The sequence below is a fragment of the Arthrobacter sp. ZGTC131 genome, assembly GCF_002929275.1.
GTDB lineage: Bacteria > Actinomycetota > Actinomycetes > Actinomycetales > Micrococcaceae > Arthrobacter.
In genome coordinates, this window is record NZ_PJIK01000007.1 from 129,026 (window position 1) to 144,755 (window position 15,730).

Here is a 15,730-nt window from a genome sequence, read left to right on the forward strand (position 1 = left end):
GCTGAGCCGTGCCGCCGGACCCTGATGCCATTGAGGTTATTCGGTCATAACTTTCGCGGAGAGTCGTGCGGGCTCGGGGGTACGGCCGTGATGCGGTTGACGGCGTCCACCGTGACGGAACGGTCATGAGGTTCGGTATCGAGCGCGGCGTGGATGAAATGGCCTTCGATCAGGGCGTCGAGCATCCGGCTGGTGACGGGGTCAAAATGGCGTTCGAGTGCATGCCGGCTCCGGCTCATCCAGTCCCGTGTGATCTGGCGGAAGACCGGCTCGCGGGCGGCGAGGGTATAGAGCTCGAGGGTGAGGACCAGGTCCCGCCGGCTGTCCAGCAGGTCAGCGTGGATCAGGTCCACCACTGCCTGCCGGGCAGCGCCGGCGTTCGCGGCGGTGCCCAGACGGACCTCGAAGCCGTCGGCGCCCGTGTCGGCAAACCGCCTGAAGGCTTCCCCCAGGAGCTGGTCCATGCTGGTGAAGTGGTAGGTCATGGACCCGAGGGGCACGCCGGCACGTTCGGCGATCCTGCGGTGCGAGGTGCCGGCTACCCCGCGGGCCGCAATCACGTCGAGGGCTGCATCAATGATCCGGTCCCGCCTGTCGGGATCGAACCGGCGCGTTGCCACCGCGGTCAGATTTCGCGGACTACGCGGGCGGGGTTGCCTACCGCGACGGAGTTGGCCGGGACGTCCCTCGTGACCACCGCGCCGGCACCGATTACCGAGTTGTTTCCGATGGTGACGCCGGGCAGGACGATCGCTCCGCCGCCGAGCCACACGTTGTCGCCGATGGTGATCGGCTGTGCAGCTTCCAGACGGTCGCGCCGCGGCTGGGGTTCCACCGGGTGCGTCGGGGTCAGGAGCTGCACGTTCGGACCGATCTGGCAGTCCTCCCCGATGGTGATCGGGGCGACGTCGAGGGCCGTGAGGTTGTAATTGATGAACGTGCGGGCCCCGACTGTGATGAACGTGCCGTAGTCGACGTAGAGCGGCGGCTTGATGTGCGCGTCTTCGCCCAGGGAACCCAGCAGATCCGCCAGGATGGGCCGCGCCCCGTCCGGGTCCTCCGCGTAGGCCGCCGTGTACAGCGACTGCAGCATCACGGCCCGTTTGGATTCGCGCTCGTTGTCCGGGTCATCGGAAATGTATAGGTCCCCTGCGAGCATGCGCTGCCGGTTTGTGCGCGGGTCATCTGCGAAGTAATCAAGCATGTGTACGAGCGTACACAACGTTCCCCTCTTGCTCAACGCCGTCAGAGGGTGTCGAATCTTTTTACAAGGCCGCACGGCGGCTGACGACCAGATGCCAGGAGACGACGATGTCTATGAAAGGCACAAATGGCCGGGGCAAAGGCCCCGGCCGGGGCAGTTCCGATATCCGGCGGGCCGACGCGTCCGCGGGCACGCCGGCAGACAGCCCGGAGCGGATCCGCAACGTGGCTCTTGTGGGGCACTCGGGTGCCGGCAAGACGATGCTGCACGAGGCCCTGCTCGCCGCGGCCGGAACCATAACGCGGATGGGGTCCATCGTTGACGGCAGCACCGTCAGCGACTCGGAGCCGTCCGAGGTCCACCAGCAGCGGTCCGTGGTTCTCTCCGTGGCACCCGTCGTGATGGACGGCGTCAAGGTGAACCTGCTCGACACGCCGGGCTACGGGGACTTCACCGGTGAGCTGCGCGCCGGACTGCGGGCTGCTGATGCGGCACTGTTCGTGGTGTCGGCCCTGGAAGAAGTCGACGCTGCCACCACAGCCCTGTGGGCGGAGTGCGACCAGCTGGGGACGCCGCGGGCCGTGGTGATCAGCCGCCTGGACCATCCGCGGGCAAACTACGAGGCCGCAGTTGCCGCGTGCCAGCGTGCCTTCGGCGACTCGGTGGTGCCGGCCTACCTGCCCGTCCGCGCGGACGGTACCGTGATCGGCCTGCTCGGGCTTCTCTCCGGGACTGTGTCGGACTATGCCGAGGGCCGTACGGAGCCGGCTGTCCGCGACGCTACTCCGGAGGAACTGGCCGCCGCGGAGGAAGCGCGCGGCACGCTGATCGAAGGGATCATCTCCGAGAGCGAGGACGAGTCGCTGATGGACCGCTACCTCGGCGGCGAGCAGATCGACGTCGAAGTCCTGGTGGGCGACCTGGAAACAGCGGTTGCCAGGGGATCGTTCTTTCCGGTGCTGGCCTCCTCTGCGGAGACAGGCCTCGGCATGGCTGAGCTCCTGGACATGCTCACCCGGGCGTTCCCGTCTCCGCTGGAGCGTGACCTGCCGGCGGTGACGGATCTTGCCGGTTCGCCGGCCGGCCCGCTGAGCTGCGATCCCGGCGGCCCGCTGGTGGGGGAGGTGGTGCGCACCACCATCGACCCGTTCCTGGGAAGGGTGTGCCTGGTGCGGATCTTCTCGGGCACCCTGCGGGAGGACTCGGCCGTGCACGTGGGCGGCCGCGGACTGGCGGAACGGGGCCATGAGGACCATGACAGCGACGAGCGGCTCGCGCACCTGTACTCTCCGCTGGGGGCGAGCCTGCGCCCGGTGCAGTACTGCGTGGCCGGCGACATCTGCGCGATCGCTAAACTGGCCAACGCCGAGACGGGCGACACCGTCTCCGCCAAGGAAATGCCGCTGTTGGTGAAGGCCTGGGAAATGCCCGAACCGCTGATGCCGGTGGCAGTTGAAGCAGCCACCCGCAGCGACGAGGACGCCCTGGCCAAGAGCCTGGGCAAGGTTGCCGCCGGCGATCCGACCCTCCGGGTGGAGCGCAACGCGGAAACCCACCAGCTCATCCTGTGGTGCATGGGTGAGTCCCATGGCGAGGTGGTGCTGGACCGGCTGCGTGACCAGGGCGTGAAGCTGCAGACCGTCCAGGTGGTGACGCCGCTGCGGGAGACGTTTGCGGCACCGGCCGCCGGGCATGGTCGGTACGTCAAACAGTCCGGCGGCCACGGCCAGTATGCGATCTGCGACATCGAAGTCGAGGCGCTCGAACGCGGTGCGGGCTTCGAGTTTATCGACAAGACCGTGGGCGGCGTCATACCGGGGACATTCATCGGGTCCGTCGAGAAGGGGGTCCGGGCCCAGATGCAGAAAGGCGTCTCGGCGGGATTCCCGGTGGTGGACATCCGCGTGACGCTGGTCGGCGGCAAAGCCCACAGCGTGGACTCATCGGATGCCGCATTCCAGGCGGCAGGTGCGCTCGCTTTGCGGGAAGCCGCGGCCGCCGGCCGGATTCAGCTGCTGGAACCCGTCTCCGCTGTGACCATCAGCACCCCGGACGAGTACGTCGGATCCGTGATGAGCGACTTGTCCTCCCGCCGGGGGCGGGTGACGGGAACGACGTCGGTGGGTGGGGAAATCACGGAAGTCACCGCCGAGGTGCCGGATGAGGAGCTGTTGCGCTATGCCGTGCAGCTGCGCGGGCTGACGTCCGGAACCGGCCGGTTCCGGCGCACGTACCTGCGGCACGAACCCGTGCCGGGCAATGTGGCGCCGGCGGCGGCGCACGCCTGATCTCAAGTGACAGATACACTCACCACTGGCCTGAAGAGGGAAATCGCGTAGGCGGCGAGCTTGACTCCCTGGACGCCGCTGGTGCGGTTAGCGAGTCGCAGAGGGCGCTTCGCTCTACGGCGAATGGCTGCACGCGAGCGTGGACGTCATGGCGGTGGCCCGGGCCCTTATTGAGAGACGATGAAGTTCGGCCAGAAGTACCGCGATAACCCTTGGCATGCGACATCACGTTATGCCTGGGATCAAGCATGGCTTGGTCCTGCATGCAGTGGTGTGACACAGAAGCCTGGACAAGGAGATCCATGACTTCGGGCGAGCCAACCAACAGCGAAGCCGGTGGTGGGTTGCAGCCTGGTGGGAGGGGTGTGACGGTGCAGTCCGGTGGTGGGTTGCAGCCTGGTGGGAGGGGTGTGATGGTGCAGTCCGGTGGTGGGTTGCAGCCTGGTGGGAGGGGTGTGATGGTGCAGTCCGGTGGTGGGTTGCAGCCTGGTGGGAGGGGTGTGATGGTGCAGTCCGGTGGTGGGTTGCAGCCTGGTGGGAGGGGTGTGATGGTGCAGTCCGGTGGTGGGTTGCAGCCTGGTGGGAGGGGTGTGATGGTGCAGTCCGGTGGTGGGTTGCAGCCTGGTGGGAGGGGTGTGATGGTGCAGTCCGGTGGTGGGTTGCAGCCTGGTGGGAGGGGTGTGATGGTGCAGTCCGGTGGTGGGTTGCAGCCCGGTGGGAGGGGTGTGACGGTGCAGTCCGGTGGTGGGTTGCAGCCCGGTGGCAGGGGTGTGACGGTGCAGTCCGGTGGTGGGTCGCAGCCCGGTGGCAGGGGTGTGACGGTGCAGTCCGGTGGTGGGTCGCAGCCCGGTGGCAGCGGTGTGGTGTTGCAGTTGGGTGGCTGCTTGCACTCGGGTGGCAGCGGTGTGGTGTTGCAGTTGGGTGGCTGCTTGCACTCGGGTGGCAGCGGCGTGGTGTTGCAGTTGGGTGGATGCTTGCACTCGGGTGGCAGCGGCGTGGTGTTGCAGTTGGGTGGATGCTTGCACTCCGGCGGCAATGGCGTGGAGTTGCACTTGCCCTGTGGGGGAGGGGGTTGCGGAGGTGGCTCCTTGCGGTAGGTCGTCCCAACCATGGTGGGAATTGTCCAGCCCAGCGTTCTCACTGAACTCGGGTCAAAGCTAATCATCTTGTCGTCTCCACGCAGGCGATCAATCTGGTGGATGTCCAACAGGGTCCAAAGGTTCGGGTCTTTGTGCCGTCCGTTCTCGATGACTTCAAAATGCAGGTGGCAGCCAGTGGATGACCCTGTGGTGCCCACTTTGGCAATAACCTCCCCAACCCTGATCTTGCTGCCTTTATCGGCACCCAACTTCAGCAGGTGGTTGTAGGTCGTGAGCAGGCCATTCCCGTGGTCGATCTCCAGCCTGTTGCCGCCTCCCCAAGGATGCCAGCCCGCGGCGCGCACGACGCCGGCGTCGGCAGCATAGACTCGGGTTCCGCAGGCTGCACCGAAATCCTGCCCATAATGAAATTCGCCCTGTTCACCGGTGATTGGATTCTTGCGCGACCCAAACTGCGAAGTCCTGACCAAGACCTCAAGGGGAGCCATGAGGGAGCCGCGGGGAGGACGTTTCAGCTGTGCCCACGCAACTCCCGGCGTCGATGCTCCCTTGAGCGCAGCATTTGAAACCACCGGACGAAAAGGCACTCTCACTCGCGGGGTGTTGTTCGGGTCTAGGAGCTGCCGTTCTTCGCTCCCGGAGGGAGCCGCTGGCAACATGACGTCACCGGCAGGCTGGTGATTTGAAATGACCGGGCCTTGGCCGAGGGCGTAGATAGCAAAACCAAGGACCAGTGCCGCCGAGAGGCTTCGCCGAGCCAGCCTGCCAACGCTATTCCTCTTAGCGGAATCCGGTCCCTCGGTTGCATGTCGATTACTTCGAGCTGCCACAAAGTGCTCCTGAACTCGACCCGCCAAAATCGGGTCCCCGGCAAGCCTGGACTTCATTGTGACGTCATGTAATCGACAGGGAAACCTGCCATCTTTGACTCTGCTTGCGGGCTTTGCCCCTTAGGCCCGGTGCGCAGGAATGGGACATGCGCGGTTTCCCTTGGGAATGGCTGGGAGAAGCCACGCCCACGCTGACGGGCAGGTCGAATGAGTTGCCCGAAAGGGCACCGAACTGTGCCCGGACCGTGCGCAGGCTAGCTAAGGGTTGGAGCGCCGGGTTATCTGCTGGAAGGGCTGTTCGCGCGCATGAACGCCGCCACCGAACCTGCCAGCGAGGCCCCGGTTTCTTCGGCGCTGCGCTTCGTTCCGGCAACAGCGAAGGAGTGGTCGCCGCCTTCGCACCACTGAAGCGTCGCGGCCGGGCCGATGCGCGAAACGACGCCCTCGAGCAGCTCCGGCGTGGCAAACGTGTCCCGCGTCCCCTGCAGGAAGAGCATGGGGGTTTCCAAGCCGTAGAGGTGCTCGTCGCGGAGCTTCTCGGGTTTGCCCGGCGGATGCAGCGGGTAGCCAAGGTAGATGAGGCCGGCGGCGGGCATGCCCTCGGCCACTGCCATCGATGCCATGCGCCCGCCGAACGACTTGCCGGCGGCCCACAGCGGCTCCGCTGCAGAATGGGCCGCAGCCTCGTCCATGGCCGCCCGCCACGCGGCAATCGCCACCGGCGGCCGGTCCGGGAACTTCCTGCCCGCCTCGCGGTACGGAAAGTTGAAGCGCAAGGTGGCGACGCCGTCGTCGTTTAGCGCGCGGGTGAAGCCGCGCAGGAACGGGTGCTCCATCCCGGCGCCCGCTCCGTGGGCAACAACCAGGGTGGCGAAGGGGCTGTCCGGCCGGGCATATGCTCCGGAGACTTGGACGTCGCCGACGGCAAAGGTGACGGGGGATTCAGCGGTGGGCATGAGTCAATGATGCCGGATTGCCATGCACAGCCTGCACACAGACGGGTGAAAGTCCCCGGCTAGGTCCCGACGGAAGAGTGGATGTAGAAGCCCCGACCGCCTGGAGGAAACCGTCATGATCACCTACCGTCCCATCGCGCCACTGACTGTTGGAAGCGGAACGCTCCGCTCAATTCTTGCCGCCGTGGCCGCTGCCGCCTTCCTGGGCGCAGCCCTTGATGCCGAAGCCCCACAGGCAGGCACGAAGGTCAGTGCCTAGGTTGCGGGCACGACCCTGAGCCAGGCGTAATCCTGTGGGCGTAGGACGATTCCCTCGTCGATCCGGACCGTGGCCTCGGAGAAGAGGTCCAGTGCTTCGGCGGCGAATCCGGAGAGCGTCTCCGCCGTGATTACCTGCGGATCGTCGCTGAAGTTGGCCAGCGCCAGAATGCGTGTTCCGTCACCGGGGCGCTGGTAGCCCAGCACGCCGCGGTTGTTCGTGGCGAACGGAAGGAGGCGCGTCCCGGCCATCTCGGGGGTGCCGGCGCGCACCGCCGTCAGCCGCCGCAGCCCGTCGAAGACTGCCCCTTCCGGAGTGGACGGGTCGGTCCGCTTGGCGTAGCGCTCGGCGGGAAACTGCGGCCGGTGCACCCAGCGGCTGTCAGCTTCGTGGCCGTCTTCCATGGCGTACTGGTAGTCGTTGAGCTGGCCCACCTCGTCGCCTAGGTACAGCAAGGGGATCCCGCCGGTGCTGAAGGCCACCGAGTGCGCAAGCAGGATCCGGCGGATCGCCTCGGAGGAACCGTCCTCCAGGCCGCAGAGCGATGCCGTTGTTCCGGAGATACGGCAGTCTCCCGTGCGCGGGTTGTCCTGGAACGGGACACCCTGGGCGAAGCTGCCCGGGAAGCGGTTGACGAAAAAGGAGTTGAGGAACCGCCGGTGATCGAAGCCGTTAATGCCGAGTTCGGCGGCGTCCTCGTCGGCAAACGTCCAGCCGATGTCGTCGTGGCTGCGGACGTAGTTCACCCAGGACGTTCCGGCCGGAATGTTATGCCTCCGCTCCAGCGCCTGGGCGAGCAGCGACACGTTTCGGGTGGCCATGGCCTCCCAAATCAGCGCCATTTGTAGCGGGTTGTACGAGAGCTGGCACTCGGCCGGATCGATGTAAAGCGCCACTTCGTCCGGATGCACGATCGCCTCGGACTTGAAGAGCAGGGACGGCGCGGCAAGGCGGCAGACGGCGTTGAATGCCTGCAGCAGGGTGTGGGCCTCCGGCAGGTTCTCGCATGACGTTCCCAGCTGCTTCCAGATGAAGGCCACGGCGTCCATCCGCAGAATGTCCACGCCGAGGTTGGCCAGAAAGAGCATCTCTCCCGCCATGGCACGGAAGACCTCCGGGTTGGAGTAGTTCAGGTCCCACTGGAAGGTATGGAAGGTTGCCCAGACCCACCGCCCGTCCTGCAGCTGTACAAACGAACCGGGGTGGTCCTCGGGGAAGATCTCACGCACGTTCTGCTCGAAGGCGTCGGGCATGGCGCGGTCGGGGAAAATCCAGTAGTAATCGCTGAAACGCGGATCTCCCTCCGCGGCCTTCTGTGCCCACTCATGCTCATTGGAGGTGTGGTTGAAGATGAAATCCACCACCAGGCTGATGCCGTTCGCGCGCAGCTCGGCGGCCAGCTCGCGCAGCTGTTCCATGGTGCCGAGCCTGGGGTTGACTTCCCGGTAGCTGGAGACGGCGTAGCCGCCGTCGGAGAGCGGCTCGGGGGACAGGAACAGGGGCATGAGGTGCAGGTATGTCAGGCCGAGTTCCTTGAAGTACGGAATCCGTGCCCGGACGCCCTCGAGGTCGGCGGCATATCGGTCCACGTAGCAGACGCCGCCGAGCATGCGGTTGGACTGGAACCAGTCGCTGTTCCCGTCCCGCCCGGCGTCGAGGATCTTCAGGTCGCTGGGCCTGTCCTTCCAGGAGCGTGCCGTCTCTGCCAGAAGGGACGTCAGATGCTCCTGCCAGTCCGGCCGTGAGCCGTAAAGAGAGTGGAAGAGCCGGAATAAATCCGGGAAGTGAAGGTCGAAGCGCCGCTCGAAGTCCGTCCAGTCCGGGTCCCCTTGCCGGATGCCCGCCCGCTCGGCTGCAACGCTGAGGAGCTGATGGCCGGGCAGCTGATGGCCGGACGCATGGCTGCCGGGCACTTGCTGGCCGGAGGCCTGGTCCACACTCGCGGATTCAACCATGGAAAGGGTCCCCTTTGACGTTTTCGGCAGCCGACGGCCCGGTAGGTTCACATCCTTACAGATGCATCGGCGCGCGCCAAGGTGCTGACGCCGCGGGTCCCGCAGGGTAGGTTGTCCCCATGGCCAGCGAACAGACCATCCTCACCGTCAACGGACCCAACGGTCCCCGGGATATGCGCATCTCCAGCCCCAACCGGGTCCTCTGGCCGGAGCCGGGCCTGACAAAACTGGATCTCGCCCGGTACATCGTGGACGTCGGGGAAGCCTTCATCGCGGCCAACGGCGGCCGGCCGGTCTCGCTCCAGCGGTTCTCGGACAACGTCGACGGCGAGCAGTTCTTTTCCAAGAATCCGCCCAAGGGGACGCCGGATTTCGTCCGGTCCGTCAAGGTGGTCTATCCGAGCGCGCGCTCGCATCCCCAGCTGGTCCTGGATGAACCTGCCGCGGCAGTGTGGGCGGTGCAGATGAACACCGTGGTGTTCCACCCGTGGCCTTCGCGGGCCGAAAACTCCGACAACCCGGACCAGCTGCGCATCGATCTTGACCCGCAGCCCGGCACGGACTTCGACGACGCCGTCCCCGCCGCATTGGAGCTGAGGAAAGTGCTGTCAGAGGCCGGGCTGAACGCTTTCATCAAGACGTCCGGAAACCGCGGGTTGCACGTGTACGCCCCGATTGAGCCGAGGTGGGAGTTCCTGGACGTGCGGCACGCCGTGATCGCCGCCGCCCGGGAACTGGAACGGCGGATGCCGAAGAAAGTCACCACGAACTGGTGGAAGGAAGAGCGCGGTGAGCGGGTGTTCCTGGACTTCAACCAGGCCAACCGCGACCGCACCATTGCCGGCGCCTACAGCCCGCGCGCCCTCGCCCACGCACCGGTCTCCTGTCCCATCACTTGGGACGAGCTCGAAAGCGTTAGTCCGAAAGACTTCACCATCCTCACCGTGCCGGAGCGGCTGAAAACGGTAGGGGATCCGTGGGCCGATATGAACGCGGACCCGGGCTCCATCGACCAGCTGCTGGAGTGGTGGGAGCGGGACGTCAAGGACGGCCTGGGTGAGCTGCCTTTCCCGCCGGACTATCCGAAGATGCCGGGCGAGCCGCCGCGCGTGCAGCCGAGCCGGGCAAAGAAACCGGAGTAGTCGCCCGGGCGCAGATGATTACCGGAAGAATACTGCCCCGAAGTCTGCCCTTTAGGGCGGCGAGCCGGATGCGCGCGCGCTGCACGATGGATTTCTGCTGGGAGCATTCTGTTGCGCCGCATGTTGGCCGCAACGGAGCACACTACTGGAGTCGAATCTGAGCGGAGCGAGGACAAGTGTTTTCTCGTCGGAAGAGGGTCTGCATCTCGCTACTGCTCCTCCTGATGTTCGCCCTTGCCGGTTGCGGTCCGCCCGTACCGGGCTACACCGTAAGTGCCTTCCCCACTCCCACGCCGACCGGACGTGCGACAGGTGGGACTGGAACGGGTCCGCCAGGTGAGCCGTCAACTGATGATTCCAAGACGTCGGCGCCCTCGACTTCGCCCGGGTCTACAACAGCTTCGCCTACAACCCCGGACCCTACTCCATCCTCCCCCACGAGTACGTCGGCATCGCCCACGACCACACAACCGCACGTACCTTGTAGCGCCGAGATCATCACACCGGCCGCCATCACGTCGGCGGTTCCCACACAGGCCGCTCTGACGCCGGAGATCGCCACCACTACGTCTCCGCAGACGCCGTCGACAGCCACAACGCAGTCGCCGGACATTGTTCCGGCGTTGGCGGATTTCACGGTTGCGGCCGTGTCCGAGTGTTCTGTGGCCCCGGGAGTTGCGGAGAATGCCCCTGACTGCCTCCTCATCTCGGTGGACCTGCGGAATGAGGGTGCCGACACGCCGGAAGCGGCGTCGGTTCTGGTGTCCCTGCGGAGTGACACCGGGCTGAACAGGGACGTAAGTCTGGCGGCGACTACTGAATCGAAGCCCCAGACAGTACGAGTCAATGTCGGACCCTCCGCCTTCGAGAGAGTTCACACATTTACCATCAAGGCGGACCCGACGGGAACCATCCCAGAGGTCAACGAAGGCAATAATTCCGTCGAGGTGAAAGTCGCCCTGCCGGCAAGAGGAGCAGTGATTCAAGGCGAACCCTGCGCAGCGGAAGGGTCCGCGCCCGTGGGTGGCGCCTGAAGCATCCGGTTGGCTGAGTACCTATTAGCCGCCGATGATGACTGTGGGACACCCAGGTCCGGGCGCCACCGGCGTCCCATGCAGGCTGAGGTCGCCGAGGCGGGCAGCAGGATACCCTCCGATGAGCACGGTGAGGCTGCCTGACGCAATGCCGTTGGGCGCTGGCGAGACGCACACAATCCCGCCGGGAAGGGCATTGGCCACCGCAGCCGGCAAGCCGCCGATGAGCACTGTTGCAACGCCTGCCGCTGGCGAGACGGGTCCGCCGACGTGCGGTTTCGGGCCGTCGGACAAGGGGCACAACGCCGTATCACCGACCCTGAGTGCTGGACCCGTGGGCATCACTGGCCACCTTGCGGGAGGACGTTGAACGCGGCGCTCTGGGCCGCGCTGGGCGCATCCGGATTGCTCACCCTGACTGAGTCGAGGTTAAGGTGCCATGCTACGGTCAGCGCCACGGCCAGGAGCAGCAAGACAAGGGCCGTCATAATGGTCCGGGACGGCAGCACGGGGTCTTGCACGTGGGTCCCGTCGAGCCGCAGGGAAATGCCGTCCGACGGCGTCGCCGTCACAACGAAGGAGTGCGGGGCGGGGCTGCCGCGCCAGATCTTCTGGGCAGGACGGACCCGCACGGCTGCGAACTGGACGGTTCCCGGCTCGATCGTCAACTCCGGGGGCTGCAGGGAAAACTCCAGCAGCTCTCCAGGATCGGATCCTGTCACGTCGACCGTGATGGGGACGTTGCCATTGTTGTCGACGGCGACATTGTGCTTGGCGCCAAGCTTGCCCCGGGACATCCTGGGCATGAGTTCGCCTGTCGTCTGAAGGAACGGCAGGACGTCGACGATTCCTTCCGGCACGACGGCATCTTCAGGATGCTCGGTTGGCAGTACGTGAACTCCGTAGTTGAACTCCCCGGCAGGGACCGAGGCGGACCGCGGGGGCCTGAACTCCACAAGTGCCGTGGTGGCATGACCCGGGTAAAGCGAGACGCGGTCGGGCACCACGTCGGCCCAGGACTCGCTCAGACCCACAACCCGAAGGGAATACTCTTCGACAACTTCACCGTCGTTGCGAATGGTCAGCTGGACGGATCCGATGGCGCCAGGCTCCAAGGTGAGGTCGGGCGAATCTAGTGTTGCAGTGGTGCTCATGGCCCCTCCTCCGGAAGCCCGGGCACATCAATGACCCCGATGCGCTCGCAGGTACTCCGAGGCTATGGCGGCACGCCGGACGGGGAACATTCTTGCGGGCCGGACTTCCGGGCACCGCTGTTGCCCGTTGAGCCTGTGTTGACTGCACGAAGAGAAGCGTCAGCTAAATTCATAGCAGCGGGGTGCCGGATTCGGGTACGGGAAGCTGGTGTGGGCGACCAGGCAGTTCCGCGGCCGTCACATGTAAGAAGGGGAGGATTCATGGAACCAATCACTGTGAGAGTCCACGCCCGCGATCCGATCTCCGAAGCTGGAGTCGCGAGCGAGCTGCGTGCCCGTCCCGAAGTCCGCGTGGTGCGGGCGCCGAATGCCGAGAAGGCAAGGGTCGTCGTCGTGGTTGCGGACTCAGTCGACGATGATGCACTGACTCTGCTCCGCATAGTCCAGCGGCAAGGAACGTCGCGGGCCGTCCTCGTGGCCGGACGGCTTGACGACGGCGACCTCGTCAAGGCGGTGGAGACCGGAGTGGTCGGCCTGGTGCGTCGCAACGAAGCGACGCCGGACCGTCTGGTCTCCGTGATCATGGCTGCCGCCGCAGGGGAGGGCAGCGTGCCGCCCGACCTGTTAGGCAGGTTGCTGGATCAGGTCGGAAAATTGCAGCGTCACGTCCTCGGACCGCGCGGGATCATGTTCACCGGCCTCGCCCCGCGGGAGGTCGAAGTCCTGCGTCTGCTGGCGGATGGACTGGACACGTGCGAGATCGCGCAGAAGCTGGCCTACTCGGAACGCACGGTGAAGAACGTGGTGCACGATGTGACCACTCGGCTCCAGCTGCGGAACCGCTCCCATGCCGTGGCCTACGCATTGCGGGAGGGACTGATATAGCGGAACTGCCCGAAGGGGTAGCGGCCATTTCCCGGACGCGTGCCCGGTTCAGGGTGCCGGCGGGGGCCAGGCTCGATCAACGTGGACCTTACAGTCCGTCACGCGGCGGGCCGTAGGGTCCGACAATCAGGGAGAGACCTCGTGATTGCCCAGGTTGACGACGCACTGCGTACCCTCATCAGGACTGAGGCCCTTGACGGTTCGGAGGTGGACGTGGTCTTTGACGCGCCCACCAAGGACTGGGCGGCCCGGCGCAATGCGCCGACGGTCAACCTGTATCTCTACGACATTCGTGAGGACGTTCGGCGCCGCGAACGGGGCCTGTCGGAACAGCGGGGCGACGACGGCCACGTCCGGACCCGCCGGCCCGCACCCCGCCACTACAAGCTCTCCTACCTCGTCACGGCGTGGACCCAACGGCCGGAGGACGAGCACCGGCTCCTGGACCAGTTGCTGCGCTGCTTCCTCAAGCATGATGCCCTGCCGGACGTGCTCGTTGTTGGCCCCCTGGCCGAGACCGGGCTGGTGGTGCCGCTCACCGTGGGGCTTCCTCCGCCGGAGGACCGCGCGTTTGCTGACGTATGGTCTGCCCTGGGCGGCGAGCTGAAACCGTCGCTCGACATAGTGGTCATTACGCCGGTCGATACCGGCATTGTTTACCAAGCGGGACCGCCTGCGTCCCAAGGCACACACGTGGACATGACGGATACGAGGAGCGGCGCAGCTGATGCGGGGCGGCACCAGCACTCCGCTCCACCCGCTTCCGTCGGCGGGCCGCGCCGCCCGCGCCAGTGAGCGACCGATGACCGAGAACCCCAGCCTCGCGCACCTGCTCGGGCGGGTTGGCGTGGTTGAGGAACGCATCCGTCTCCTGGTAGCGGTGCGGCGGGCCGACGACCCGCAGCCTGACGACCCGTTCCGCGGGCTGTATCTCAGTGATGAGGCGGTGGACCGCCTGCTTGCCGGAGCGTCCCCCCATCTGGAGCCGGACGGTCAGGATGCAGGCGGCGGTGCCTCGCAGCGGCAATGGCTATGCGAACAGTCGGCGGACGAGGCCGAGGAAGCCGGAAACCGGCTGAGACTCCGGGAACTCGCCGTGACATTTAGCCTGTCACCGCTCGACGTCGATCTGCTGCTCGTGGCGCTCGCAGCCGACCTCGATCCGCGCTTCGAACAGTTGTTCGGATACCTGAACGACGACGTCACGAGGCGCCGGCCGTCGGTCGCCGTCGCACTGGCGCTCTGCGGCGAACCGCTGACCGCCGCGGACGGCAGAGCCAGGTTGCTGACCGGCCCGCTCATCACGGGCGGCCTGGTGACCGTCGAGGATCCTGACCGCCCGCTGCCCGGCAGGGCGCTGCGGGTGCCGGACCGCGTCGTCGGGCATCTCCTGGGCGATGATGCGCCGGAACCTGACCTCGCGGCCGTGCTGGCCGGCCAGCCGGCCGTCAGCTGGGGTGACGCCGGACCGCTCGGAAGGGCACTCAACGCGGGCGTCCGCCTGGCCTATCTGCGCGAGCCCGCAACTGGGTCCGGACGCGTGCTCGCTGCCGAGGCGCTGCGGGCCAGTGGCTTTGAGGCGGTTCACCTTGATCTGACCCGGCTGGCCGCAGAGCGTGACCCGCTCACGCTGGTGCAGGCCGCCACACGGGAAGCGAGGCTCCGGGGCGCGGGGCTGGTGGCAGGCCCCCTCGCCGCGGCATCTGATCACCCCGCTTTGCTGGAAGCGCTGCATGCCGAGCCGCAGCCGGTGCTGCTCGTCGGCGACGCGGCGTGGGATCCGGCGTGGACCACCCGGCCGCCGTTGCTGGTGGAGGTTCCTGTCAGCACGTCGGCCGAGCGCTCGAACCTGTGGCGGGCAGCGCTTGGTCCGCTCAACGGACTGGACGTGGCGGCTGCCACCTCGGCCTTCCGGCTGCGACCGGAACAGGTGGCGCGCGCCGCCGGATCGGCGCAAATCCAGGCCACCTTGGCTGCGGACGGCAGGATCACTGCGTCGCATCTCGGGGCCGGAGCGCGGGCAGAGAATGGATCGGCCCTGGACCGCCTCGCCAGGCGGGTGGAACCGGTGGTCGGCTGGGGTGACCTGGTGCTTCCGGATGCCGTTCTGTTGGCCCTGCAGGAGGTTGCGCTGCGGGCGAAGCACCGCGAGAAGGTCCTCGGCGACTGGGCGATGCGGCCCGGAGCCGGCCGCGGGCACGGCGTCGCAGCGCTCTTCGCCGGGGATTCGGGAACGGGCAAGACAATGTCGGCGGAGGTGGTGGCACAGGACCTGGGACTGGATCTGTACGTCGTGGACCTGGCCACCGTCGTCGACAAATATGTGGGGGAGACCGAGAAGAACCTGGAGCGGATCTTCACGGCCGCGGCCGGCGTCAACGGTGTGCTGCTCTTCGACGAGGCCGACGCCGTCTTCGGGCGCCGCTCAGAGGTGAAGGACGCCCACGACCGGTACGCCAACATCGAAAGCGCCTACCTGCTGCAGCGCATGGAGACCTTCGACGGCCTGGCCATCCTGGCGACGAATTTGCGTGCGAACATCGACGAGGCCTTCACCCGCCGGCTGGACGTCGTCGTCGATTTCCCGCTGCCGGACGCGGCCCACCGCAGCGTCCTGTGGGACCGATGCCTTGGGCGGACGCTGGTGCGGGCGGCTGACCTGGACCTCGGTTTCCTGGGCAAAGCCTTCGAACTGGCGGGCGGCGCCATCCGCTCCGCCGCGGTCACCGCCGCGTATCTGGCAGCGGACGACGGCGGGACGGTCACCATGCGGCACCTCGTCACCGCCGTGCAGCGGGAGTACCGCAAGCTGGGGCGGCTGACGCTGGAAAGCGAGTTCGGCCCGTATTGGGGGATGCTCTCGACGGCGAGGAAACCCGCGCGGTGACTCAACCGCGCGTTGCCCGTTGGGGCAGGAACGGCT

Annotated in this window: 14 protein-coding genes; 7 read left to right on the plus strand and 7 right to left on the minus strand. The window is 66.5% G+C overall.

Annotated elements, in window-relative coordinates:
- Positions 1-44: 44 nt before the first annotated feature.
- On the minus strand, positions 45-620 hold the full coding sequence (locus CXQ90_RS10970; RefSeq protein ID WP_104139093.1) for a TetR/AcrR family transcriptional regulator: 576 nt from the start codon (positions 618-620) through the stop codon (positions 45-47).
- A 5-nt stretch (positions 621-625) separates the two neighbouring features.
- Positions 626-1,204, minus strand: a complete 579-nt coding sequence (locus CXQ90_RS10975; RefSeq protein ID WP_104139094.1) for a sugar O-acetyltransferase — start codon at positions 1,202-1,204, stop codon at positions 626-628.
- Between the two features lie 107 nt (positions 1,205-1,311).
- On the opposite strand from CXQ90_RS10975, the gene CXQ90_RS10980 reads away from it, so the two are divergent.
- Positions 1,312-3,492, plus strand: a complete 2,181-nt coding sequence (locus CXQ90_RS10980; protein WP_104139096.1) for an elongation factor G-like protein EF-G2 — start codon at positions 1,312-1,314, stop codon at positions 3,490-3,492.
- Positions 3,493-3,511: 19 nt separating this feature from the next.
- Here CXQ90_RS10980 and CXQ90_RS10985 read toward each other — a convergent pair whose 3' ends face one another.
- Positions 3,512-5,479, minus strand: a complete 1,968-nt coding sequence (locus CXQ90_RS10985) for a M23 family metallopeptidase (RefSeq protein WP_104139098.1) — start codon at positions 5,477-5,479, stop codon at positions 3,512-3,514.
- Positions 5,480-5,700: 221 nt separating this feature from the next.
- Positions 5,701-6,378, minus strand: a complete 678-nt coding sequence (locus CXQ90_RS10990; RefSeq protein WP_104139099.1) for an alpha/beta family hydrolase — start codon at positions 6,376-6,378, stop codon at positions 5,701-5,703.
- Between the two features lie 115 nt (positions 6,379-6,493).
- On the opposite strand from CXQ90_RS10990, the gene CXQ90_RS22380 reads away from it, so the two are divergent.
- On the plus strand, positions 6,494-6,637 hold the full coding sequence (locus CXQ90_RS22380) for a hypothetical protein (RefSeq protein ID WP_181038525.1): 144 nt from the start codon (positions 6,494-6,496) through the stop codon (positions 6,635-6,637).
- Here CXQ90_RS22380 and CXQ90_RS10995 read toward each other — a convergent pair.
- Positions 6,634-8,592, minus strand: a complete 1,959-nt coding sequence (locus CXQ90_RS10995) for an amylosucrase (RefSeq protein WP_104139101.1) — start codon at positions 8,590-8,592, stop codon at positions 6,634-6,636. The two genes, CXQ90_RS22380 and CXQ90_RS10995, sit on opposite strands and share 4 nt — an antisense overlap.
- 119 nt (positions 8,593-8,711) lie before the next feature.
- Between CXQ90_RS10995 and ligD the strand changes: the two genes are divergently transcribed.
- Both ligD and CXQ90_RS23210 read left to right on the plus strand, forming a co-directional pair.
- Positions 8,712-9,734, plus strand: coding sequence for a non-homologous end-joining DNA ligase (gene ligD, locus CXQ90_RS11000; RefSeq protein WP_104139102.1), 1,023 nt, complete (start codon positions 8,712-8,714; stop codon positions 9,732-9,734).
- Between the two features lie 224 nt (positions 9,735-9,958).
- Positions 9,959-10,768, plus strand: a complete 810-nt coding sequence (locus CXQ90_RS23210) for a CARDB domain-containing protein (RefSeq protein WP_368783935.1) — start codon at positions 9,959-9,961, stop codon at positions 10,766-10,768.
- 24 nt (positions 10,769-10,792) lie between these two features.
- Here CXQ90_RS23210 and CXQ90_RS11010 read toward each other — a convergent pair whose 3' ends face one another.
- Together CXQ90_RS11010 and CXQ90_RS11015 are read right to left on the minus strand one after the other, a co-directional pair.
- A complete protein-coding gene (locus CXQ90_RS11010) occupies positions 10,793-11,110 on the minus strand; it encodes a PAAR domain-containing protein (RefSeq protein WP_104139105.1) in 318 nt (105 codons plus the stop codon).
- Entirely contained in the window at positions 11,110-11,922 is an 813-nt protein-coding gene (locus CXQ90_RS11015; protein ID WP_104139107.1) for a hypothetical protein, read from the minus strand. The genes CXQ90_RS11010 and CXQ90_RS11015 overlap by 1 nt, the downstream gene beginning before the upstream one ends.
- 261 nt (positions 11,923-12,183) lie before the next feature.
- On the opposite strand from CXQ90_RS11015, the gene CXQ90_RS11020 reads away from it, so the two are divergent.
- The 3 genes from CXQ90_RS11020 to CXQ90_RS11030 all read left to right on the plus strand — a co-directional run bounded on the left by CXQ90_RS11020 (position 12,184) and on the right by CXQ90_RS11030 (position 15,694).
- The gene (locus CXQ90_RS11020) at positions 12,184-12,807 is read left to right on the plus strand and encodes a response regulator transcription factor (RefSeq protein ID WP_104139108.1); all 624 of its coding nucleotides are present in this window, start codon (positions 12,184-12,186) and stop codon (positions 12,805-12,807) included.
- 141 nt (positions 12,808-12,948) lie between these two features.
- On the plus strand, positions 12,949-13,602 hold the full coding sequence (locus tag CXQ90_RS11025) for a DUF4255 domain-containing protein (protein WP_104139110.1): 654 nt from the start codon (positions 12,949-12,951) through the stop codon (positions 13,600-13,602).
- Between the two features lie 7 nt (positions 13,603-13,609).
- Positions 13,610-15,694: an ATP-binding protein gene (locus tag CXQ90_RS11030; RefSeq protein WP_104139213.1), complete on the plus strand. Its 2,085-nt coding sequence runs from the start codon at positions 13,610-13,612 to the stop codon at positions 15,692-15,694.
- The last annotated feature ends 36 nt before the right edge of the window (positions 15,695-15,730 follow it).

Bases quoted from the DNA above. Each gene is read 5' to 3' on its own strand.
- CXQ90_RS10975 (WP_104139094.1), bottom strand. From the start codon at position 1,204: ATGCTTGATTACTTCGCAGATGACCCGCGCACAAACCGGCAGCGCATG.
- CXQ90_RS10980 (WP_104139096.1), top strand. From the start codon at position 1,312: ATGTCTATGAAAGGCACAAATGGCCGGGGCAAAGGCCCCGGCCGGGGC.
- CXQ90_RS10985 (WP_104139098.1), bottom strand. From the start codon at position 5,479: ATGAAGTCCAGGCTTGCCGGGGACCCGATTTTGGCGGGTCGAGTTCAG.
- CXQ90_RS10990 (WP_104139099.1), bottom strand. From the start codon at position 6,378: ATGCCCACCGCTGAATCCCCCGTCACCTTTGCCGTCGGCGACGTCCAA.
- CXQ90_RS22380 (WP_181038525.1), top strand. From the start codon at position 6,494: ATGATCACCTACCGTCCCATCGCGCCACTGACTGTTGGAAGCGGAACG.
- CXQ90_RS10995 (WP_104139101.1), bottom strand. From the start codon at position 8,592: ATGGTTGAATCCGCGAGTGTGGACCAGGCCTCCGGCCAGCAAGTGCCC.
- ligD (WP_104139102.1), top strand. From the start codon at position 8,712: ATGGCCAGCGAACAGACCATCCTCACCGTCAACGGACCCAACGGTCCC.
- CXQ90_RS23210 (WP_368783935.1), top strand. From the start codon at position 9,959: ATGTTCGCCCTTGCCGGTTGCGGTCCGCCCGTACCGGGCTACACCGTA.
- CXQ90_RS11010 (WP_104139105.1), bottom strand. From the start codon at position 11,110: ATGCCCACGGGTCCAGCACTCAGGGTCGGTGATACGGCGTTGTGCCCC.
- CXQ90_RS11015 (WP_104139107.1), bottom strand. From the start codon at position 11,922: ATGAGCACCACTGCAACACTAGATTCGCCCGACCTCACCTTGGAGCCT.
- CXQ90_RS11020 (WP_104139108.1), top strand. From the start codon at position 12,184: ATGGAACCAATCACTGTGAGAGTCCACGCCCGCGATCCGATCTCCGAA.
- CXQ90_RS11030 (WP_104139213.1), top strand. From the start codon at position 13,610: ATGACCGAGAACCCCAGCCTCGCGCACCTGCTCGGGCGGGTTGGCGTG.